Source organism: Streptomyces sp. NPDC000878 (genome assembly GCF_053599695.1).
This window is the reverse complement of the sequence record NZ_JBSFMT010000047.1, coordinates 38,806-59,706: the sequence shown is the minus strand read 5'-3', so window position 1 is coordinate 59,706 and position 20,901 is coordinate 38,806. Positions and strand designations below refer to the sequence as shown.

The window sequence follows — 20,901 nt, the reverse complement described above, 5'->3', positions numbered from 1 at the left end:
GACCGGCCGCCCCGCAAACGAAAGCAACCTGAGCACCGTATCGAGGACGGTACTCAGGTTGCTCGCGTGGGTCGGTCACTCGCGTGGGTCGTCTCGGATCACTTCAGGTAGACCAGGCCGTCCGTCGTGACGGCCGGGCGGCCGGTCGTGCCGACGACCACGATCTTGACCGTGTGCTTGGCGCTCGCGCTCCAGCTCTTCGTCCAGATCGCGTCGCGGTACTTCGTCGTCGCCGACTTCAGGTCCACCGTCGCGACCTTGACGCCGTCCACGAACACGTTGACCTGACCGGACGTCGAGGCCCGCGACACCGCGAGGGCGGCCGAGCGGCCGGTGAACGTCCAGGTCAGCGAGGCGTTCTTCGCGGAGCTGGAGTACGACTTGCCGCCCAGGTAGCTGGTCGACGACTTCGTCGTCCAGGTGCCGGTGCGGGTCGCCGAGGTCTCCTGGAGGATCACCGGCGTACCGGCGACCGAGGCGGCCTTGGTGTTGCCCGCCTGGTCGTACGCGGTCATCGACCAGGTCGTGGCCGCGCCGGACTTGGAGGTCAGGGCGGCGCTGGTGACCGTCGGGCCGTACGTCTTGGCGACCGGGGCCGTCAGACGTACCTCCTTCAGGGCTGCGGTGTCCGTGGCCTTCCACTTCAGGGCGACCGGGACGGCCGTCGTGCTCACCGTGCCGGTGCGCAGGGAGAGGTTCGGCGCCGTGCTGAAGGTCGGCGCGGTCGTCTCGGCCACGACGGTCGCTGCCGCGGTGGTCGTCGTCTTGCCGGAGACGTGCGTGGCCCGGACGGACACGGCGTGCGTGCCGAGCGCCAGGTTCACCTTCGCCGAGGTCGCCGTACCGGCCGTGCTGGCGGCGGCCTTGCCGTCGACCAGCACCTCGTACTTGCTGATCAGCGCGGCGGGCGTGGTCGCCGACCAGCCAACCGTTATGGCCGACTTCGTGTACGTCCGCGTACCCGAAGTACCCGCTCCCGTAACCGACTTGAGCGCGAGACCGGCGACCGGGCCCGCCGCGTAGGTGCGGATGGTGGGCAGCGCGGCGTGGAGGTTGGTCCCCGGGCACTCGGTGGCGTAGCTGTCGCCGTGGCCGAAGATGGTCGGGAAGCTGAGCAGATCGCCCGTCTTCCACGTCCTGGTGTTGTACTGGCTGGTGCCGGCGGCGCCCGCGGTGAGCGTGGTCGTGCCGGTCGGGTTGACCCCGTACTGGCCGAGCTTCCAGGCGGCGACGCGGGCGACCGAGGTCAGCACGGCCGTCGGCGGGACGACCTTGCTGTAGTCGCCGAGGACGGAGACGCCGGTGGTCTGGGTGTTGAAGCCGTAGGTGTGCGCGCCCAGGACCGCCTTGTCGACCCCGCCCTTGCGGCCCTCGAAGATCGTGCCGCACTTGTCGACCAGGAAGTTGTAGCCGATGTCCTTCCAGCCGTTCGTCTTCACGTGGTACGTGTAGATGCCACGGATGATCGACGCGGACTCGGCACACGTGTAGTCGTTGGTCCCGGCACTGTGGTGGACGGCCACCGCCTTGATCCCGTTGGCCAGGTAGTCCGGCGCCTCGGGGCTCAGCGACTCGTCGGCGCCCCAGCCCGCCCGTGAGGTGATCGGCGGCTTGGCGGCGGTGGACGTCGGGGCGGTCGGGCCGGTGCTCGCCGAGGCGGACGGCGTGACCGCGGCCGAGGTCGTCGCCGGCGCGGACGTCGGGGCCGAGGCGCTCGGCGACGCGGAGGCAGACGCGGACGCCGAGTCGGTCGGGGAGGCGGAGGCGGACGCCGAGTCCGTCGCCGTCGGCGAGGCGGATTCCGTCGCCTCCGGTGTCGTCGTCGCGTCCGGCGTCGCGCTCTCCGCCGCCACATAGGCCGCGGGCTCCAGGTCCGAGACCGAACCGGTGCCGGGGTCGATCATGTCGACGCGCAGGCCCTCGGGCAGTTCGGCGGACGCCTTGCCGTCGACGCGGACCTCGACGCCGTCGGACGCGCCGACCCACGCGGGTTCGGTACCGGCACGGGTCGCGCCCTCGTCGCCGGGGCCACTGTCCGTGCCCAGCTCCAGCCAGGACGACCAGGTGTCGGTGCCGGCCTCGCGGGTACGGACCTCGACCTTGCCCGCGATCGTGGCCGCCGGGTCGGCCCAGGTGACGCCGAGCATGCTGAACGGCTTGGTGTCCCGCTTGGCCAGGGTCGCCGAGTCACCGTCGGCGGCGACCTTCAGCGCCGCCGCGTACTCCTCGCTCGCGATCGGCCCCGCCCCCGGCTTGCCGTCGTCGGCCGCGCTGTCCGCACCGCCCACGCCCACGCCCTGCACGATCAGAACCCCGGACACTCCGGCGGCCACTACGGCCCCGATGCCCCACCCTCGACGCGATCTCAGCGATCTCATCCCCGTACGCACAACCCTTCACCTAGGCCCCACCTGTTACATGAACATGCAGAGGTCAAGGTATCGGGAGAGTGGTGCGCGTCAACGACCAATCCAGAACTTAATCCTTCACGGTGGTTTACGAGCGCTCCGATGGAGCACGATAAACGGCCCTGAAAGACTGAAAATTTACAAATTGCGCTGCTCGACTACGGGTTCTCCCAAGCCGCCGGTTCCGCCGCGAGCCCCCGTACCGGCTCGGGCAGCTCCCCCGCCGCCAGATCGGCGAAGGTCACCCCCTCCAGCACCTTGCGGACGTTGGCGCGCAGCGCGACCCACAGCGGCAGCAGCGGTTCGGCGGGGCCGGTGTAGGCGAGGCCGGTCGGGCGTTCGCCGCGCACCGACACGATGGGCCCGTCGACGGCCCGGACGACATCCGCGACCGTGATCCCGTCGGCGGGCCGCGCCAGCCGGTAGCCGCCGTTGCCGCCGCGCCGGGAGTCGACGATCCCGCCGCGCCGCAGATCGCCGAGGATGCCCTCCAGGAACTTGTGCGGAATGGCCTGGGCGGCGGCGACGGTCTCCGCCTTCACCGCACCCTCGTCCTGGCGTACGGCCAGCTCCAGCACCGCTCGCACCGCGTAGTCCGCCCGCGCCGAGATCCTCATGGGGTCATTGTCGGTCGTCGCGGTGTGTGGACAATGACCGGACACGTGTACGAGGAGATCCCGTTTTGGTGCTGAGCAGACGAACCTTCACCGCAGCCGCCGGTACCGCCGCCCTCGGCCTCTCCCTCGGCGCCAGCGCGGGCATGGGCTCCGGCGCCCCGGGCGGCCCCGGGGACACGGCGCCCACCGGCCCACCGCCCGCCCCACCCACGGCCGACGGCCAGCCGCACACCGTCGGCTTCGACCGCTACTCCCTCCTCGTCGACGGCAGACGGCTCGTCCTGTGGTCGGGCGAGCTGCACCCCTTCCGGCTGCCGAGCCCGTCCCTGTGGCTGGACGTGCTCCAGAAGATGCGCGCGCACGGCTACAACGCCGTCAGCGTCTACGTCGCCTGGAACTACCACTCCCCCGCCCCCGGCCGGTACGACTTCACGGGCGTCCGCGACCTCGACCTGTTCCTGCGCCAGGCCGCCGAGACCGGCCTGTACGTCATCCTGCGCCCCGGCCCGTACATCAACGCCGAGGTCGACGCGGGCGGCTTCCCCGGCTGGCTGACCGCGACGAAGGGCCGCGCCCGCACCTCCGACCCCACCTATCTCGGGTACGTCGACGAGTGGCTGACGGCGGTCAACAGGATCGTGGCCCGCCACCTCTACACCCAGGGCGACGGCACAGTCCTGCTCTACCAGATCGAGAACGAGTACGGCTCGTACGTCACCCAGCGGGCCGGCATCGACTACATGTCCCACCTGTACGCCAAGGTCCGCGCCGACGGCGTCGACGTCCCCCTCTTCCACAACGACCTGGGCAGGAACGGCTACTGGGCCCCCGGCACCTTCGACACCGGCGGTGAGCGCGGGCGTTGGCTGTACGGCTTCGACGGCTATCCGGACCCGGACCAACTCCCGCCGGACTGGGGGCACTTCGGCATCGGCGGCAAGAAGGGCGGGGCCACGGCGAGTCCCGGGACCCCGGGGTTCATCCCCGAGTTCGGGGGCGGCTGGTTCGATCCCTGGGGCGGGGCCGAGTTCGACGGCGCCGGATACGCGGGCTCGGCGCGGACCCGGGACGCGGCCTACGAACGGCGCTTCTACCTCACCAACCTCGCCAACGGCATCACCGTCCACAACGTCTACATGACCTTCGGCGGCACGAGCTGGGGCTGGCTGCCCGCCCCGCAGGTGTACACGTCGTACGACTACGGCGCCGCCTTCGACGAGGGGCGCCGGGCGACCCCGAAGGTCGTGCCGATGCACCAGTTCGGTCATCTGGTGCGGTCCGTACCGGAGTTGGCCAAGCTGGACCGGGCCCGGCAGGTGTCTGCGGGCGACACGCGGATCAAGGTCTACCACCTCACCAACCCGGACACCCACGCCCACGTGTACGTCCTGCGCAACGACTCCCCGGAGCCGGTCACCTCGACGCTTCCGGTCGCCGGGACCTCGCTGCCGGTGACCGTCCCCGCCTCGGACGCCCGTCTCCTGGCCGCCGGAATCGCCCTGGGGCGCAGGAAGTTGGCGTACTCCAACGCCCAGCCGATGCTGTGGCTGACGGCAGGGCGCCAGGACATCGCCGTACTGACGGGACCCTCGGGCGAGCCGACGGTGACGGCACTGGAGTGCGCGAACGAGCCGACGGTGACCGTGCTGGCGGGCGCTGCGGAGTTCTCGTACGGGGATGGAGTGGTACGGGTGACCTCCCGACTCGGCGGGCTCACCCGTGTGTTGGTGGAAGGGGGTGGCGCCTCGGCTCCTCTCCTGCTCCTCCTCGCCGACGACGAGACCTCCGTACGGCTGTGGCCGCGCGAGACTCCGTCGGGGTCGGTGCTGGTGTACGGGCCGTCGCTGCTGCGTACCGCCGAACTGCGGGACGGTGTCGTGCGGTTGACCGGGGACACCGTCGAGGCCGCCGAGCTGGAGGTGTGGGCGCCGCGCGGGACACGTGAAGTCGCCTGGAACCAGGGGCTGTTGAAGGCATCGGCCACCGACTCCGGGAGTCTGCGGGCCGAGCAGCCGTTGGCAGGGGTCGGGAAGGTCGCCCTCCCTGTGCTGGGCGGCTGGCGTCGGCGCGCGGAGAACCCCGAGTCCGATCCCGGGTTCGACGACTCCAAGTGGACGGTGGCCGACCGGACTTCGACGTTCAGTACGACCGCCGTGCCCGACGGACAGCCCGTGCTGTTCGCCGACGACTACGGCTTCCACTACGGGGACGTCTGGTACCGGGGCGCCTTCACCGACGCCACGGGTGCGGAGTCCGTGTCCCTCGCCTACAGCACGGGGACGCAGGGTCTGCTGATGGCGTGGCTCGACGGTGTGCCGCTGGGGTCGCACCGGATGCCGGTGCCGGACAAGAAGACGGTACGGAAGGGGAGTTGGGCGGCGACCGCGACCTTCGACGTGCCGGAGAAGGCGCGTACGCGCGGTCGGCATGTGCTGTCCGTGCTGGTGCGGCGGATGCAGCACGACATGGACGGCAAGGCGCGGGACACGCACAAGGTCGCGCGAGGGCTGACGGCCGTGACCTTCGGGGGCGCGAAGCCCGTCGTCCGGTGGCGGTTGCAGGGCGAGGTCGCTGCCGATCCGGTGCGCGGGCCGCTCAACACCGGTGGGCTGTACGGGGAACGGTCGGGCTGGCATCTGCCGGGGTACGGGGACGGCGGCTGGCCCGTGGTCGAGCTGCCGCGTGCCGAGGGGCGGCGGCAGGGGGTGACCTGGTACCGGACCGGGTTCCGGCTCGCCGTCGATCCGGGGGTCGACGCGTCGATCGGGCTGGAGCTGACCGACGATCCGGCGCGTGCGTACCGCGTCCAGATCTTCCTGAACGGCTGGAACATGGGCCAGTACGTCAACGACGTCGGCCCCCAGCACACCTTCGCCCTCCCGAACGGCATCCTGCGCACCCGGGGCGCCAACACCCTTGCCCTGGCGGTGCTTTCGGACGGTACGACGGTGTCGGGGCCGGGGGACGTACGGCTGACGTTGACGGGCAGTTCGGCCGGGGGAGTTCCGGTCACGGTCGTTCCCTCCCCCGGCCGGTAGTCCGCAGACCTACGCGAGCCGGATCACGTTCCACGACAGCGGCTCCAGTACGGCGGTCAGCGTGCCGTCCTGGAGGGTGGTGCCGGTGACCTGGTGCGGGGTGACGCGCTCGGGGTCGGCCAGGGTGTTGCGGGCGTCGGGGTCGGCGTCGGCAATCGCGCTGTGCTCGACGACCGACGTCAACTCCAGGCCGTTCAGGGCGACTTCGAGAGGCAGCGGCTGGGTGCGGTCGCGGTTGACGGCGAAGACGGTGACCGTGCCGTCGGCGGCGCGTACTGCGGTGGCGTGCAGGAGGTCCGCCTCGCCGTACTTCTTCGTCTCGTACGTCGGCGAGTCCACCCGTACGTCGAGGACCTCGCCGCGCCCGTACCTGCTGGCCTGCGCGAACGGGAAGAACGTCGTCTGGCGCCAGGCCGGGCCGCCCGGCTCGGTCATGATCGGCGCGATGACGTTGACGAGCTGGGCGAGGCAGGCGACGGTGACGCGGTCCGCGTGCCGGAGCAGGGCGATGAGGAGCGAGCCGAAGACGACGGCGTCGGTGACGGAGTAGACGTCCTCCAGGAGGCGCGGGGCCTCCGCCCAGTCCCGCGCGCCGGAGTTCTCGATCGCGTGCCACTCCGAGATGTACCAGACGTTCCACTCGTCGAAGGAGAGGTTGATCTTCTTCTTGGACTTGAGCTTCGCGCCCACGTGGTCGGCGGTGGCGACCACGTTCTCGATGAAGGACTCCATGTCGACGGCGGAGGCCAGGAAGGAGTCGACGTCGCCGTCCTCGGGCTGGTAGTAGGCGTGCAGGGAGATGTAGTCGACGAGGTCGTACGTCTCCGCCAGGACCGTCGCCTCCCACTCGGCGAACGTCGGCATGGACTGGCTGGAGGAGCCGCAGGCGACGAGTTCGACGCTGGGGTCCATCTGGCGCATCGCGCGGGCCGTCTCGGCGGCGACACGGCCGTACTCCGTCGCCGTCTTGTGGCCGGTCTGCCAGGGGCCGTCCATCTCGTTGCCCAGACACCAGAGGCTGATGCCGAAGGGGTCCTTGTCGCCGTGGGCGATCCGCCGCTCCGCCAGAGCCGTGCCGGCCGGGTGGTTGGCGTACTCCTGGAGTTCGAGGGCCTCGGCGACGCCACGGGTGCCGAGGTTGACGGCCATCATCGGCTCGGCCTGCGGGCCGACCTTGCGGAGGAAGTCGATGTACTCGGAGAGGCCGAAGCGGTTGGACTCCGTCGAGCGCCAGGCGAGGTCGAGGCGGCGGGGGCGCTCCTCGGCCGGGCCGACCGAGTCCTCCCACTTGTAGCCGGAGACGAAGTTGCCGCCGGGGTAGCGGATGGCGGTGACGCCCAGTTCGCGGACCAGCTCCAGCACGTCCGTGCGCAGACCCGCTTCGTCGGCGGCGGGGTGGCCGGGCTCGAAGACACCGGTGTAGACGCAGCGGCCGAGGTGCTCGACGAAGGAGCCGAAGAGACGGGGGTTGACCTCGCCCACCGTGAAGGCGGGGTCGATCGTGAAGCGGGCGGTGCGGGACATGGGTTCCTCTCGGACATTCGGCGTGCGGTGTTCTGTTCATCGGCGTTCATCGGCGTTCGTCGGCGTTCGGTATATCGGCGCCCGCTCGCAACTTCGAACAAAACCGTAATTTTGGAGTGTCCGCACGTCAATGGCGTGCCCGCCCAACGATCGTTCCGCCGCCTCCAACGATCGTTGGATTTTCCTGGTGCGGCGGGGTCCGGACGCGTAGGGTCGGCCCGTGAGTGAGAACCTTTCGGAGCCCCTCTCGAACACCCTCGCGCGTCTCGACGAGCGCATCGCCGAGGCCCGTCTCGATCGCGCCGACGTGCTGGACGTACGCGGTCTGTCGGCCCGTACCGCCCTCGCGGAGGGCGAGATCCTGGCGCTGCTGGCCGGGGGCGCGCAGGCGCCGGCCGACGACATCGAGGGCCGTATCCGGCGCCGGGTGCGCACGCTGCACGAGACGCGGCTCGCGGCGAGCGGCAGAAAGCGCGCCGAGGTCTGCAAGGAGGTCGCGGACGCGCTGTCGATCAGCCCCGAGTGGGCCCGTCAGCTGCTCCTCGGCAAGAAGATGCCGAACGTTCCCGATCTCACCGCGCTCGCCGCGTACTTCGGCGTCGAGCAGGGCACCGGCTTCTTCACCGACCCCGCCCCCGTCGTCCTGAACCGTGAACTCCACCGGCTGCTGGCGGAACTCGGCGGCGCCGAGGACGGCCCGCTGGTCCGGTTCGCGACCCGGCACGGTGTCGTCACGCTGGCCCTGCGCGGCCGGCAGCTGACCCCGCGCAAGCAGGAGGCCCTCGCGGTGATGCTCGAAGGACTGCTGAGCGGCGGCGAGGAGACGGAGCGATGACGACGCCACGGGGGCTGACCAGGGGGATGACGAGGCGGGCGGCAAGGGGTGCGCTGGCGGCTCTGCTGCCCGCCCGGGCCGCACACCGGTTCCGGACCCGGGGCGCGATGCGCGACCTGACCGGAGCGCTCGACACGGCACTGCGAAAGCGGGAGCGGGAGGAGCGGGAGGAGCGGGAGGAACGCGAGCGGGACAACGGCCCTTCGGGCGTGCGGGAGTTGTGCCGGGTGCTGTGCGAGGAGATGAGCGAGCGGCGCGGGCGGCGCGTCGAGCTGCGTTTCGAGCGTTTCCCCGACGAGATCGAAGTCACCGGTCTGTGGGTGGAGTTCCACGACTTCGACCTGGTGATCGTCGAGGAGCGCGCCGAGGCCGTGCAGCAACTCGTCATCCTGGGCCATGAGTTGTGGCATCTGCACGCCGGGCACTGTCACCACCACAGCGTCGGCGCGACCGCCGCCCGCGCTCTCGCCGACGAGCAGTGGGGGCAGGACCGGGCGCTCGCCGTCGCCGCCCGCAACGGCTCCCGCGAGACCGAGGAGGCCGACGCCGAGGAGTTCGGCCATCGTCTCGCCACCGTCTTCCGGCCGTGGGTGGAGGGCCTGGAGGGCGGCCGTACGGCGAGCGCGGGCAGCAGCGGTGTGCAGGCCTCCCTCGGGTATCGCGGCCGGGGAAGCGGAAACGCACGGCGATGAACCCCTCCGGCTTCCTGGGCGAGCCGTACCCCGTCCTCGTGTTCGGGACACCGATCGCGGTGCTGACCGCCGCCCTGGTGTTCAAGCTGCCCAGCATCGTCAGGCTGTGGCGCGATCCGCTGCGGCGCGCGGCCGGCGGGCTGCTGCTGCTCGCCTGCGGCATCTTCGTCTTCGCGGCGCCGCCCGCCGTCGCCTGGACCAACCGGGTCACCGGCGTGCCCAACTTCGCGGCGCCCCTGGTCTACAGCTTCCTCGTCGCGTTCTGCGGAGCGAGTCTGCTGCTGATGATCGCGTGGCGCGACGGCCATGCCGGCCGGTCGGAGAGATCGGCCAGGACGCGTCGCGCGAGCCGGTGGGTCACCGTCGGCCACGCGGGTGTGATCGTCGCGCTGTGGGTGCTGTTCGGGCTCGCGGACGCGTCCGTGGAGCGCAGGCGGGACCTGGACACGTACTACGCCCGTACGCCCTACATGCGTGAGCTGATCGTGCTCTACCTGCTCGCGCACACCACGTCCTGTGTCCTGACGTACCGGCTGATCCGCGACTGGATCCACACCGCCGGACTCGACGTGTGGCTGCGCCGGGGACTGAAGTCGCTGGCCGTCGGCTATGCCGCCAACCTGGTGTTCGACGCGGCGAAGGGCACGGCCGTCGTCGCCCGCTGGACGGGCCGCGACCTGGACCCGCTCTCCACCGAACTGGCCCCGCTCGCCGCCGGATCGGCCGCCGTGCTGATCGCGACGGGGTTCGTGCTGCCGCACGCCGGCCAGTATCTGCGCGACCGCTGGCAGATCCGGCGCGGCCACCTCCGGCTCGGCCCGCTGTACGACCTGCTGCGTGCCGCCACCGGCAAGGGCGTCCCCTTCTCCCTGCGGGCCACCCCGGAGCTGCGGCTGATCCGCAGGGAGACGTTCATCCGCGACGCGCTGCTCCAGCTCTCCCGGCACTTCGACGAGGAGCTGCGGCGACGGGCGTACGAGGCCGCTCTGGACCTGGGGTGCGGGCCGGGGCGGGCGGGGGCGCTGGCGGCGACGGTGACGATCCAGGAGGCGATCGAGGCGCGAGCCGCCATGGCCCGGCTCTCCTCTCCTCAGTCTCTTCAGTCCCCTCATTGTCCCCAAGTCCCGGACCGGGCCACGGACTTACTCACGGAGCTGCTCCAGAACATCGAAGCCGTGTCCCAGGTCCTGAGTCACCCCGAAGAGATCGAGGCGGTGCGCGCCCTCGCGACCGCCCCAGCAGAGAGCCTGCACGTATATGAGTGATCAACCGTCCCCCGTCAGATCCGCCGTCGTGCTCGGCGGATCGCTCGCCGGGCTGCTCGCGGCCCGTGCCCTGGTCGAGTTCGCCGACCGCGTGACCGTCGTCGAGCGTGACGTCCTGCCGGACGGCCCCGAGCCGCGCAGAAACCTGCCGCAGGCCCGGCACGTGCACATGCTGTGGTCCGGCGGTTCCCGGGCCGTCGAGGAACTGGTGCCGGGCGTGGGCGAGTTGCTGCTAGACGCCGGTGCGCACCGGCTGGCGGTCACGACGGACATGGTCGCGCTGGCGCCGCAGGGCTGGTTCCGGCGGTGGCACGAGTCGCACCACGCGTTCCTGTGCGGCCGGGATCTGCTGGACGCGACGGTCCGCGCCCAGGTCCTGGACGACGACCGGATCAAACTCGTCGAGCACGCCGAGGTGTTGGGCCTGGAAGGCACCGACGAGGCCGTCACCGGGGTACGGCTGCGCGGCGCCGACGGCAGCCGCCGCACCCTGCACGCGGACCTGGTCGTGGACGCCACCGGCCGCGCCTCACGCGCCCCGCACTGGCTGCGCGAACTGGGTCTGCCCGAACCGGCCCGCCGTGTGGTCGACTCCGGGCTCGTGTACGCCAGCCGGATGTACCGGGCGCCCGAAGCGGCGTGGCAGGGCTACCCGGTGGTCAACGTCCAGGCGGACCCGAGAGGGGGCGGCCCGGGCCGGGCGGGGGTCCTCCTGCCCATCGAGGACGGCTGCTGGCTGGTCTCCCTGTCCGGCACCCGGGGCGGTGAACCCCCCTCCGACGGCGCGGAGTTCACCCGCTTCGCCCGCGAGGAGCTGCGCCACCCGGTGATCGCCGACCTGCTCGCGGGCGCGGAGCCCCTGACGGCCGTCTCCGTCACCCGTACGACGTCGAACCGCCGCCACTACTACGAGCGCATGCCCGCCTGGCCGGAGAACTTCACGGTGATCGGCGACGCGCTGGCCGCGTACAACCCGATCTACGGCCACGGAATGTCGGTCGCGGCCCAAAGTGCCGTGGCGCTACGGGATGTGATCCGCCGTCAGGGCTGGGGCACGCCGGGTCTGTCCCGCCGTATCCAGAAGGCGGTGGCCGGTCCGGTCGCCGCGGCCTGGGACCTGGCGACCAGCCAGGACGTCTTCTACCCGGGCGCCACGGAGAAGGGCCCCACCCTGCGGGACCGGCTGCTGGCGGCGTACGTGGGCCGCCTGATGCGCACGGCGACCGGCAACGGCCGGATCGCACGCCGGGTCACGGACGTGACGTCCCTGGAACGCGGCCCGGAGGTGCTCCTGACGCCAAGTGTCGTGCTGGCGGCGGCGATCGGCCCGCTCAAGCCACCGCTGAGCGGGCCGCCGTTGCTACCGGAGGAGTGGAAAGCAGCCGAGTGACCTCGGCTGCTCGGTAGTTCGGTTTTTTGGGGCTCAGCCCGCGAACGCGGGCTGAGCCACCCCCTTGCCCGCCCCCGGTACGACCAGGAGCGAGCCCGACAGCGGGTGGGGTGCCGACAGGCCGACCCGGGCCGTGGTGATGTACAGGTCCGTGAGGTTCGGGCCGCCGAAGGCGCAGGCCGTCGGGCGGACCGTGGGGAGGGTGATCGTGCGGTCGAGAGTGCCGGACGGGGTGTAGCGGCGGACCGCTCCGCCGTCCCACAGAGCGACCCAGACACAGCCGTCCGCGTCGACCGTCAGGCCGTCCGGCCAGCCCGCGCCCTCCTCGATCAGCGCCAACTGGCGCCGGTTGGTGACGCTTTGGCCGTCGGCCGACACGTCGAAGACGTCCACGCGGCGGGTCGGGGAGTCGATGTAGTACATCAGGCGGCCGTCCGGGCTCCAGCCCGTGCCGTTGCTCACCGCCACGTCGTCCAGGACGGTCGTGACCTCGCCGTCGCCCGTCAGCCGGGACAGCGTGCCGCCGCCCGCCGCCTCGTCGTAGCGCATCGTGCCCGCCCACAGGGAACCGTCGGGCGCCACCGCCGCGTCGTTCGCGCGGCGGCCGGGGGTCGGGTCGTGGTGCAGCCAGCGGAAGATGCCGGGGGGTGGGGCGGGGGCGGGAACAGCGTCGGGGGCGGGGGCCGAGTCCGTAGCGGAGGCGGTGCCCTCGTCGTCGTACAGGGCCACCCCGTCGCGCAGGTTCAGGACCAGGCCGCCGCCCGCGCGGGGCTTGGCCGCGCCCACGTGCTGTTCCGTCGCCATGACCGTACGGCGGCCCGTCGACGGGTCGTAGGTGTTGACGCGGGAGCCGAGGATGTCGATCCAGATGAGGCGGGACTTCGCCGCGTCCCAGGTGGGGCCCTCGCCGAGGGTCGCCTGCGCCTGGACCGCCACGTCGAGGGCGGGCTCGTACGTCGTCATGCCACGCTCCGGTGACCGAGGCGCTCGGAGAGTTCGGCGGCGCCCTTGGCGGCGAGCTGCTCCAGCTCCGAACGGTGGTCGTCGCTCCAGCGGATCATCGGCACGGAGATCGACAGTGCGGCGACCACCCGGCCCGTGCGGTCGTACACCGGGGCGGCGACACAGCTGACGTCCGGGTTCGACTCACGGTTCTCGACGGCGACGCCCCGGCGGCGGATCTCCGCGAGGGCCTCGCGCAGGGCCGCCGGGTCGGTGATGCTGTTCGGCGTCATCGCGGCCAGCGGGACGCTGTCGGGGACACGCGCGCTCAGCTCGTGGTCGGGGAGCGAGGCCAGCAGCATCTTGCCGACGGAGGTGCAGTGGGCGGGCAGCCGACGGCCGGCCGCCGACACCATCCGGACCGCGTGGGTGGAGTCCACCTTGGCGATGTAGATGACGTCCGTGCCTTCGAGGATCGCGACGTGCACCGTCTCGTCGCAGGTCTCGGCGACGGAACGGGCCACCTGCTGACCCTCCGCCGCCAGGTCCAGCTGCTCGGCGTAACGGCTGCCGAGCTGGTACGGGCGGACGCCCAGACGGTAGCGTCCCGGCTGGCCGGGGACCTGCACAATGTACGAACGGGCGGCGAGCGTCGTCACCAGTTCGTGCACGGTGGTGCGCGGCAGCTGGAGCCGGCGCACGATGTCCGGGGCGGAGAGCGTCCCGTCTCCGTCCAGGAAGAGCTCAAGAATGTCGAGAGCCCGGGTCACGGCAGGTACGAGGCGTCCCATGACGGCCCCCTCTGTTTTTTATTGCTTTTCGGTGGCGACGGTAATGACGGCGTTCGAGATTTCAACAGACGATCGGGATGACGAACAGAGCACAGGCTAACCACTAGGTCCCGGGCGGGCAATGGGCGTGCGAGGTGGGGGACGATGGTCCGCATGCCGCTCCCCTTCACGGTCCTCGACTTCCAGCTGGTGCTGCTGCGCCGCATGGCCGACCACAACCCGGACCTGGTGGAGGACGCCCGCCATGAGCTGGGCGTCTCGCTCACGGACATGCGGGAGGCCAACAAACGCTGGCAGGCGATGGTCCGCTCCCCGCGCTCCCGCGCCGCCGCCTCGCGCTACCGCTCGGTCCTCGGCACCCCCGAGTCGGTGACGGCCCGCAGGATCGGCGACCTGGAGTGCGAGGCCTGGCTGTGGCCGCTCCCCCTCTGGCCCGACCTCCGCTTCGAGGTCCTCGTCGCCCCCAACGGCACGGCCTGGAACGACTGGCTGGTACGCGCCCCGGGCGCCCCCTCCCCCGACCTCCGCACCCTGGACGACCTGCACCCCTGGTCCTGCACGGTCGACGAGGTCGCCCGCGCCTTCACCCCCGCCCGCCCCCTGGAGGGAACGGCCCCGACCCGCTGGGGCCTGGCGTTCACGGCACCGGACGGAACGGGGGTACGACGGGAGTGCGCGGCGGAGTTCACGTGGGGGCTGCTACAGCGGACGGCACTGAAGGACTGACGGGCGCGCCCCCAAAGGGGCGCGGGGAACTGCGCGACCAGCCACGACGGCCCCGCAGCCGACACACCGCCTCTCCCCCGACCCCTTAGTCGGCAGCAGCCCGCAGCACAGCCTCCGCCACCCCCGCCACAGACCCCGGATGCAGATTGAGAAACAGATTCGGCTCGATCAACTCCAGCTCCATGACCAGGGGTTCACCGTCGTCCCCGAGGACGAGGTCCACCCGGGCGTACAGCAGACCGGAGTTGCCCGGCACAGCAGCCAACGCCCGCTCCGCGACAGCGAGTTCCGCCGGGGCCGGGTCCCAGACCTCAAGCCCGGGGTGGGCGACCTTGTCGGCGTCGTACGCCGTGCCGGGAGCCAGCACGGCCCCCTTTCGGCTGGCGTGCAGCAGCCGTCCGCCGAAGAACTGCAGGGCGCGTTCCCCGGTGACGTCGATGCTCCCGACGTACGGCTGCACCATCGCCGTGAACCCCTCGGCGTGCATCCGCGCGAGATGCCGTACGGCCGTCTCCCGGTCCTCGGGTGTGTAGCGGGCGGCGTACCGGGCGCCGGCGCCGGAGGTGGGCTTCACGACGTACTCGCGGTCGTCGGGGAGGTCGGCGTCGCCAGGCGTCTCGCCGGGGGCGAGGTAGGTGGTGGGGACCGTGGGGACGCCGGTCGCGGCCAGCTCACCGAGGTACCGCTTGTCCATGTTCCAGCGCAGGACGCCGACCGGATTCGCGACCCGCGTGAGCTTCCCGCACCGCTCCAGCCAGTCCGCGAACTCCTCCGCACGCCAGGTGTAGTCCCAGGTGGACCGGACCAGCGCGAGATCGAAGGACGCCCAGTCGATGTCGGGGTCGTCCCAGTACACGGCGGCCGTGTCGGCGCCGGCCGCGGTCAACTCCCGTACGAGAACCGGGAGATCGCGGTCCTTGCTGGTCCCCGGACGGGGGTCGTAGGTGACGATCGCGATGCGGACCACGGGGACTCCCTCTGTAAGGCGTGTACTGCCGTACACCACTGATACCGAGTGAAGGTTAACCGCTGCTTGACCTTCACCTTCGGGGAAGCCGCAGCATCGGTGGCGGAACGAGGAACTCAGCGGGAAGCCAGGAAGAAGAAGGGGGTGCTCCATGACGCGGCCGGAGATGCCGGAGATGCTGACGATCGGGGCGTTCGCCAGAGCGTGCCGGCTGTCACCGAAGGCGCTGCGGCTGTACGACGAGCTGGACCTGCTCCGTCCGGCCCGCGTCGACCCCGACACCGGATACCGCTACTACGCGGCCGAGCAGCTGGAGCAGGCCAGGCTGGTGGCCTGGCTGCGCCGGCTGGGGATGCCGTTGGCCCGTATCCAGCAGGTCCGGGTCCTGGAACCGCCGGCCGCCGCCCAGGAGATCCGGGCCTTCTGGGCCCGGGTCGAGGCGGAGACGGCGGCCCGGCGGGATCTCGCCACGTTCCTCGTCGACCATCTCTCGACACCGCCGAGGAAGGACACCACACCCATGACAGGCACCGACCTGCTCGAACTCCGTTACGCCGCCCGCACCGACATCGGTCTGGTCCGCGCCGCCAACCAGGACACCGCGTACGCCGGTTCACGCGTACTGGCCGTCGCCGACGGCTTCGGACCCGGGGGCGCGCAGGCCGGCACGGCCGCCGTCGAGGCCCTGAAGTTCCTGGACGCCGAACCGCTCACCGCCGGCAGCGTCCTGAACCTCCTGGAGGACGCGGTCCAGGGCGCCGCCCAGGCGGTCCGGGACGTCGCCGGGACCGAGTACGGGAAAACAGGGGACGAGGTGACGGACGACGTCGGCACCACCCTCACCGCGATGGTGTGGACGGGCTCGCGCCTGGCCCTCGTACACATCGGAGACAGCCGCGCATACCTGCTGCGCGACGGCGAACTCTTCCTGATCACCCACGACCACACGCTCGTCCAGTCGTTGATCGACGAGGGCCGGCTGACCCCCGAGGAGGCCGAGACCCACCCCCAACGCACCCTGCTCCGCAAGGCGTTGACGAGCACCCCGGCCTTCCCCGACCTCCGCCTGCACGACGCCCAGGCGGGTGACCGCTACCTCCTCTGCTCCGACGGCCTGACCAGGGCGGTACCGGAGGACACGATCCGGCACCTGCTCACCACGACCTCCGACCCGGACGCGACCACAGCCGCCCTTGTCGAGGCTGCCAACGCCAACGGGGGTCCGGACAACGTGAGTTGCGTAGTGGCCGATGTGGTGCGGCCTATGTGACCTACAGCGTCAACAGGTGTTTCGGACAACGGGAGTTGTTGGGAGACTCACCCGGATCGGTCATTGGTCATTGGCCGTTGGTCATGGCCAGCAAGGGACCCAACGACGGGAGCCCGTATGTCCGCCGAACTGATTTCGATCCTCGTGCTTGTCGTGGTGTTCGTGATCGCCACGACCCGTTCCATCAACATGGGCGCGCTCGCGTTCGCCGCGGCCTTCGGGGTCGGCGAACTCGTGGCCGACCTCGACACCGACACGATCTTCGCCGGGTTTCCCGGTTCCCTCTTCGTCGTGCTGGTCGGGGTGACCTATCTGTTCGCGATCGCCCGGGCCAACGGCACCACCGACTGGCTGGTGCACGCCTCGGTCCGGCTGGTGCGCGGGCGGGTCGTGCTCATTCCGTGGGTGATGTTCGTGCTGACGGGGGCGCTCACCGCGATCGGCGCGGTCAGTCCGGCGGCCGTCGCCATCGTCGCGCCGATCGCGCTCAGTTTCGCCGCGCGCTACGGCATCAGCCCCTTGCTGATGGGCGCGATGGTGGTGCACGGCGCCCAGGGCGGCGGCTTCTCGCCCATCAGTATCTACGGGTCGATCGTCAACGGCATCGTCGAGAAGGAGAAGCTTCCCGGCAACGAGATCGCCCTCTTCCTCGCCTCCCTCTTCGTCAACCTCGCGATCGCGGCAGTGGTGTTCGTGCTGTTCGGGGGGCTGAAACTGAGCCGTGGAGGGGGCGGGGAGGACGGTGGGAACGGGGACGTCGGCGACAACAAGAGCGGTGAGGACACTGACGAGGCCGGTGATGGGGGCGGAGTCGCCGTCCGTACGGAAGAAGCCCTCCGTCTCACCCCCGCCCGTATCGCCACCCTCGCCTCCCTCGTCCTTCTCGTCGTCGCCGTGCTCGCCTTCGATCTCGACGCCGGGCTCACCTCCATCACGCTTGCCGTCCTGCTCGCCGCGATCTGGCCCGAGGACAGTCGCAAGGCCGTCGGTCAGATCGCCTGGACGACCGTGCTGGTGATCTGCGGTGTCCTCACCTACGTCGGGGTGCTGGACGAGATGGGCACCATCACGTGGGCCGGCGAGGGCGTCGGCGACATCGGCGTACCGCTGCTGGCCGCCGTACTCCTCTGCTACATCGGCGCGGTGATCTCGGCGTTCGCGTCCTCCGTCGGCATCATGGGGGCGCTGATTCCGCTGGCGGTGCCGTTCCTGGCGCAGGGGGAGATCGGGGCGGTCGGGATGGTGGCGGCGCTCGCGGTGTCGGCGACGGTGGTGGACGTCAGTCCGTTCTCGACGAACGGGGCGCTGGTGCTGGCCTCGGCGGCGGATGTCGACCGCGAGCGTTTCTTCCGGCAGCTGATGATGTACGGGGGGATCGTGGTGGCCGTGGTCCCCGCGGTGGTGTGGCTGGTGCTGGTGGTGCCCGGCTGGGGATGACAGGCGCCACGGCACACCTGTACGACTTGGTGTGCCGAGTGACGACTGACGACCGAAGGAGTACGACGCGTGTCCTCTCTCTTTCCCGGCCTGACCGGTGCCCCGGCCGACCGGCCCGCCCTGCGCTTCGGCGAGCGCTCGCTGACGTACGCCGAACTCGCCGCCTCGGCCGGCGCACTCGCCGACCGGATCACCGGGGCGGGCGCCGGCCGGGTCGCCGTCTGGGCGACGCCCACGCTGGAGACGGCCGTCGGCGTCGTGGCCGCGCTGCTGGCCGGGGTCCCGGCTGTACCGCTCAACCCGAAGTCGGGCGAGAGCGAGCTGGGGCACATCCTGAAGGACAGCTCGCCCACGCTCGTACTGGCCTCACCCGGTGACCAACTCCCCGACGCCTTCGGCGCGTTGGAGCGGGTCGACATCGACGTACGCCCCACAGCGGCCCCCGCCACGAGCGCATCCCCCGAGCCCGCCCCCGAAACCCCCGCCCTGATCGTCTACACCTCCGGCACCACCGGCCCGCCCAAGGGTGCCGTCATCCCGCGCCGGGCCATCGCCACCACCCTGGACGCGCTCGCCGACGCCTGGCAGTGGACCTCCGAGGACGTGCTGGTGCACGGGCTTCCGCTCTTTCATGTGCACGGTCTGGTTCTCGGCATCCTGGGCCCGCTGCGGCGCGGCGGCTCGGTACGGCACCTCGGGCGGTTCGGGACGGAGGGCGTGACCCGGGAGCTGAACGACGGGGCGACGATGCTGTTCGGCGTACCGACGATGTACCACCGGATCGCGGAGGCGCTCCCCGGCGACCCTGAACTCGCCGGGGCCCTCGGCCGGGCCCGTCTGCTCGTCTCCGGGTCGGCCGCGCTGCCCGTGCACGACCACGAGCGGATCACGGCCGCGACCGGGCGGCGGGTCGTGGAGCGGTACGGCATGACGGAGACCCTCATGCTGTGCTCGTCCCGGTGGACACCCCCGGACCCCCGGCCGAGCGTCCGCGCGGACGGCGAGCCCCGGGCGGGCACGGTCGGCGTACCGCTGCCTGGCGTCGAGCTGCGGCTCGTCGAGGAGGACGGCGCGCCCATCACGGCGTACGACGGCGAGACCGTGGGCGAGATCCAGGTGCGCGGGCCGAACCTGTTCACCGAGTACCTGAACCGGCCCGACGCCACCGCCGCCGCCTTCACCGCCGACGGCTGGTTCCGCACCGGTGACATGGCGGTGCGCGATCCCGACGGCTACGTCCGTATCGTCGGCCGGAAGGCCACCGACCTGATCAAGAGCGGCGGTTACAAGATCGGCGCGGGCGAGATCGAGAACGCGCTCCTTGAACACGCGGGCGTGCGTGAGGCTGCCGTGACCGGGGAGCCCGACGCCGACCTGGGCGAGCGGATCGTCGCCTGGATCGTGCCCGCCGATCCCCAATCCCCGCCGGACGCCGACGAGTTGGCGAACCATGTCGCCGGTCGTCTCGCCCCGCACAAACGGCCCCGGGTCGTGCGCTACCTGGACGCCCTCCCGCGCAACGACATGGGGAAGATCATGAAGCGGGCCCTGCCCAGTGGCTGACCCCATGACCGACCCCACGCCTCACGCTGTACCTGCGCGTCGTTCCGCCCGCGAGATCATCACCCTCGTCTCCGACAGCTCCACGTTCACCGAACTCCCGTACCCGATCGTGGAGTTCAAGGCCGACGGCCCCCTCTCCTGGCAGGGTTACGACGCCTCGCGCGCCCGCGCCGCCGCCCGCACCGGCGAGGAGGAGTCCGTCGTCTGCGGTACCGCGCGCATCGGCGGTACCCCGGCCGTGCTGATCGTCTTCGAGTTCGGCTTCCTCGGCGGCTCGCTCGGTGAACGCACCGGAGACCGGCTGGAGTTGGCGTACGAGCACGCGCGCACCCACCGTCTGCCCGTCGTGCCGCTCGTCGCGACGGGCGGCAGCCGGATGCAGGAGGGCATGCTCGCGCTGACCCAACTCCAGCGCGTGGCCCGGCAGTCGGCGCTCACGCGGGAGGCGGGCCTGCCGCAGATCGCGGTCCTCCGGGACCCGACGACCGGCGGCGGCTGGGCGACCCTGGGCGCGGGCGCCGACGTCGTCCTCGCCCTGCCCGGCGCCCAGGTGGGCTTCGCGGGCTCCCGGGTCCGGCCGGCCGACGCGGACCCGGCGGCGTACACGGCCGAGGCCCAGGTGGCGGCGGGCGCGGCCGACGCGGTCGTACGTCCGGAGGCGCTCCGGGAGACGCTGGCCCGCTGGCTCTGGCTGCTGAGCGTCGGTGACAGGTCGACGGAGGCCGCCCCGCCACCGCCGTCCCTCGCCACCGAGTCCCTCCCCGCCACCGGCTGGGACGCCGTCCAGCGCGCCCGGTCCCCTCAACGCCCGCGCGCCGAGGCCTACTTGGACGCCTACTTCACCCGGCGCACGGCGATCAGCGGCGACCGCTGCGGTGGCACCGACGCCGGTATGGCGTGCGGGTTCGGCGAGCTGGCGGCGGACGGGCGGACCGTCGCGTACGCCGCCCAGCTCGGCACGGCCACCCGACCCGCCGGCTATCGCACCGCCGCCCGGCTGATCCGCCTCGCGGACCGGCTCGGCATCCCGGTGCTGACCCTGGTGGACACCCCGGGCGCCGCCAACGACGCGGACGCGGAGCGCGAGGGCGCGGGCGCCGCGATCGCGGACCTGTTCGGCGCGGTCGCCGCCGCCCGTACGCCGGTCACCACGCTGCTGATCGGCGAGGGCGGCTCGGGCGGCGCCCTGGCCCTCGCCGCCCCCGGCAACACCTGGGCCACACCGGACAGCTACTTCTCCGTCATCGCACCCGAGCTGGCGGCGGCCATCCTCAAGCGCCCCGAGGGCGAGGTGGAGGCTACGGCGGACCAGCTCCGGATCCGGCCGCAGGATCTGGTGGAGCTGGGGGTGGTGCGGGGCATCGTGGAACTCGGGAACCCGGAAACCGGGAACTCGGGACCTTGGTCCCGATTGGGACATAAGGGATAAATTACCC

16 protein-coding genes are annotated in these 20,901 nt (G+C 71.5%); 10 read left to right on the top strand and 6 right to left on the bottom strand.

Features of this window, described 5'->3' with window-relative positions; all coding sequences use genetic code 11:
- Positions 1 to 98 precede the first annotated feature (98 nt).
- Both ACWDR4_RS32620 and ACWDR4_RS32615 read right to left on the bottom strand, forming a co-directional pair.
- Complete coding sequence (locus ACWDR4_RS32620; protein WP_450413717.1) at positions 99 to 2,378, bottom strand: peptidoglycan recognition protein family protein; 2,280 nt, start codon at positions 2,376 to 2,378, stop codon at positions 99 to 101.
- 188 nt (positions 2,379 to 2,566) lie between these two features.
- Positions 2,567 to 3,025 (bottom strand): RrF2 family transcriptional regulator, encoded by a 459-nt coding sequence (locus tag ACWDR4_RS32615; RefSeq protein WP_450413716.1) that lies wholly within the window; start codon positions 3,023 to 3,025, stop codon positions 2,567 to 2,569.
- Positions 3,026 to 3,090: 65 nt separating this feature from the next.
- Between ACWDR4_RS32615 and ACWDR4_RS32610 the strand changes: the two genes are divergently transcribed.
- Positions 3,091 to 6,063 (top strand): beta-galactosidase, encoded by a 2,973-nt coding sequence (locus ACWDR4_RS32610; protein ID WP_450413715.1) that lies wholly within the window; start codon positions 3,091 to 3,093, stop codon positions 6,061 to 6,063.
- 9 nt (positions 6,064 to 6,072) lie between these two features.
- Here the strand turns inward: ACWDR4_RS32610 and arfA are convergent, their stop codons facing one another.
- On the bottom strand, positions 6,073 to 7,587 hold the full coding sequence (gene arfA / locus ACWDR4_RS32605) for an arabinosylfuranosidase ArfA (RefSeq protein WP_450413714.1): 1,515 nt from the start codon (positions 7,585 to 7,587) through the stop codon (positions 6,073 to 6,075).
- A gap of 220 nt (positions 7,588 to 7,807) precedes the next feature.
- On the opposite strand from arfA, the gene ACWDR4_RS32600 reads away from it, so the two are divergent.
- The 4 genes from ACWDR4_RS32600 to ACWDR4_RS32585 are packed head-to-tail and all read left to right on the top strand — an operon-like array spanning position 7,808 to position 11,769.
- Complete coding sequence (locus ACWDR4_RS32600) at positions 7,808 to 8,422, top strand: transcriptional regulator (RefSeq protein WP_450413713.1); 615 nt, start codon at positions 7,808 to 7,810, stop codon at positions 8,420 to 8,422.
- 26 nt (positions 8,423 to 8,448) lie between these two features.
- On the top strand, positions 8,449 to 9,114 hold the full coding sequence (locus ACWDR4_RS32595; protein WP_450413747.1) for a toxin-antitoxin system, toxin component family protein: 666 nt from the start codon (positions 8,449 to 8,451) through the stop codon (positions 9,112 to 9,114).
- Entirely contained in the window at positions 9,111 to 10,379 is a 1,269-nt protein-coding gene (locus tag ACWDR4_RS32590; protein WP_450413712.1) for an MAB_1171c family putative transporter, read from the top strand. Before ACWDR4_RS32595 ends, ACWDR4_RS32590 begins: the two co-directional genes overlap by 4 nt.
- Positions 10,372 to 11,769, top strand: coding sequence for an FAD-dependent monooxygenase (locus ACWDR4_RS32585; protein WP_450413711.1), 1,398 nt, complete (start codon positions 10,372 to 10,374; stop codon positions 11,767 to 11,769). Before ACWDR4_RS32590 ends, ACWDR4_RS32585 begins: the two co-directional genes overlap by 8 nt.
- Before the next feature lie 33 nt (positions 11,770 to 11,802).
- Here ACWDR4_RS32585 and ACWDR4_RS32580 read toward each other — a convergent pair whose 3' ends face one another.
- Positions 11,803 to 12,732 (bottom strand): SMP-30/gluconolactonase/LRE family protein, encoded by a 930-nt coding sequence (locus ACWDR4_RS32580; RefSeq protein WP_450413710.1) that lies wholly within the window; start codon positions 12,730 to 12,732, stop codon positions 11,803 to 11,805.
- Positions 12,729 to 13,502, bottom strand: coding sequence for an IclR family transcriptional regulator (locus ACWDR4_RS32575; protein WP_450413709.1), 774 nt, complete (start codon positions 13,500 to 13,502; stop codon positions 12,729 to 12,731). Before ACWDR4_RS32575 ends, ACWDR4_RS32580 begins: the two co-directional genes overlap by 4 nt.
- A gap of 144 nt (positions 13,503 to 13,646) precedes the next feature.
- Between ACWDR4_RS32575 and ACWDR4_RS32570 the strand changes: the two genes are divergently transcribed.
- Positions 13,647 to 14,228, top strand: coding sequence for a hypothetical protein (locus tag ACWDR4_RS32570; protein ID WP_450413708.1), 582 nt, complete (start codon positions 13,647 to 13,649; stop codon positions 14,226 to 14,228).
- Positions 14,229 to 14,313: 85 nt separating this feature from the next.
- Here ACWDR4_RS32570 and ACWDR4_RS32565 read toward each other — a convergent pair whose 3' ends face one another.
- The gene (locus tag ACWDR4_RS32565) at positions 14,314 to 15,195 is read right to left on the bottom strand and encodes an ATP-grasp domain-containing protein (RefSeq protein WP_450413707.1); all 882 of its coding nucleotides are present in this window, start codon (positions 15,193 to 15,195) and stop codon (positions 14,314 to 14,316) included.
- Positions 15,196 to 15,346: 151 nt separating this feature from the next.
- Between ACWDR4_RS32565 and ACWDR4_RS32560 the strand changes: the two genes are divergently transcribed.
- The 4 genes from ACWDR4_RS32560 (at position 15,347) to ACWDR4_RS32545 (ending at position 20,894) form a co-directional block, all read left to right on the top strand.
- Positions 15,347 to 16,465: a MerR family transcriptional regulator gene (locus ACWDR4_RS32560; protein ID WP_450413706.1), complete on the top strand. Its 1,119-nt coding sequence runs from the start codon at positions 15,347 to 15,349 to the stop codon at positions 16,463 to 16,465.
- A 117-nt stretch (positions 16,466 to 16,582) separates the two neighbouring features.
- On the top strand, positions 16,583 to 17,902 hold the full coding sequence (locus ACWDR4_RS32555; protein WP_450413705.1) for an SLC13 family permease: 1,320 nt from the start codon (positions 16,583 to 16,585) through the stop codon (positions 17,900 to 17,902).
- A 69-nt stretch (positions 17,903 to 17,971) separates the two neighbouring features.
- Entirely contained in the window at positions 17,972 to 19,465 is a 1,494-nt protein-coding gene (locus ACWDR4_RS32550; protein ID WP_450413704.1) for an acyl-CoA synthetase, read from the top strand.
- Positions 19,466 to 19,469: 4 nt separating this feature from the next.
- Positions 19,470 to 20,894, top strand: a complete 1,425-nt coding sequence (locus ACWDR4_RS32545) for a carboxyl transferase domain-containing protein (protein ID WP_450413703.1) — start codon at positions 19,470 to 19,472, stop codon at positions 20,892 to 20,894.
- Positions 20,895 to 20,901: the final 7 nt, after the last annotated feature.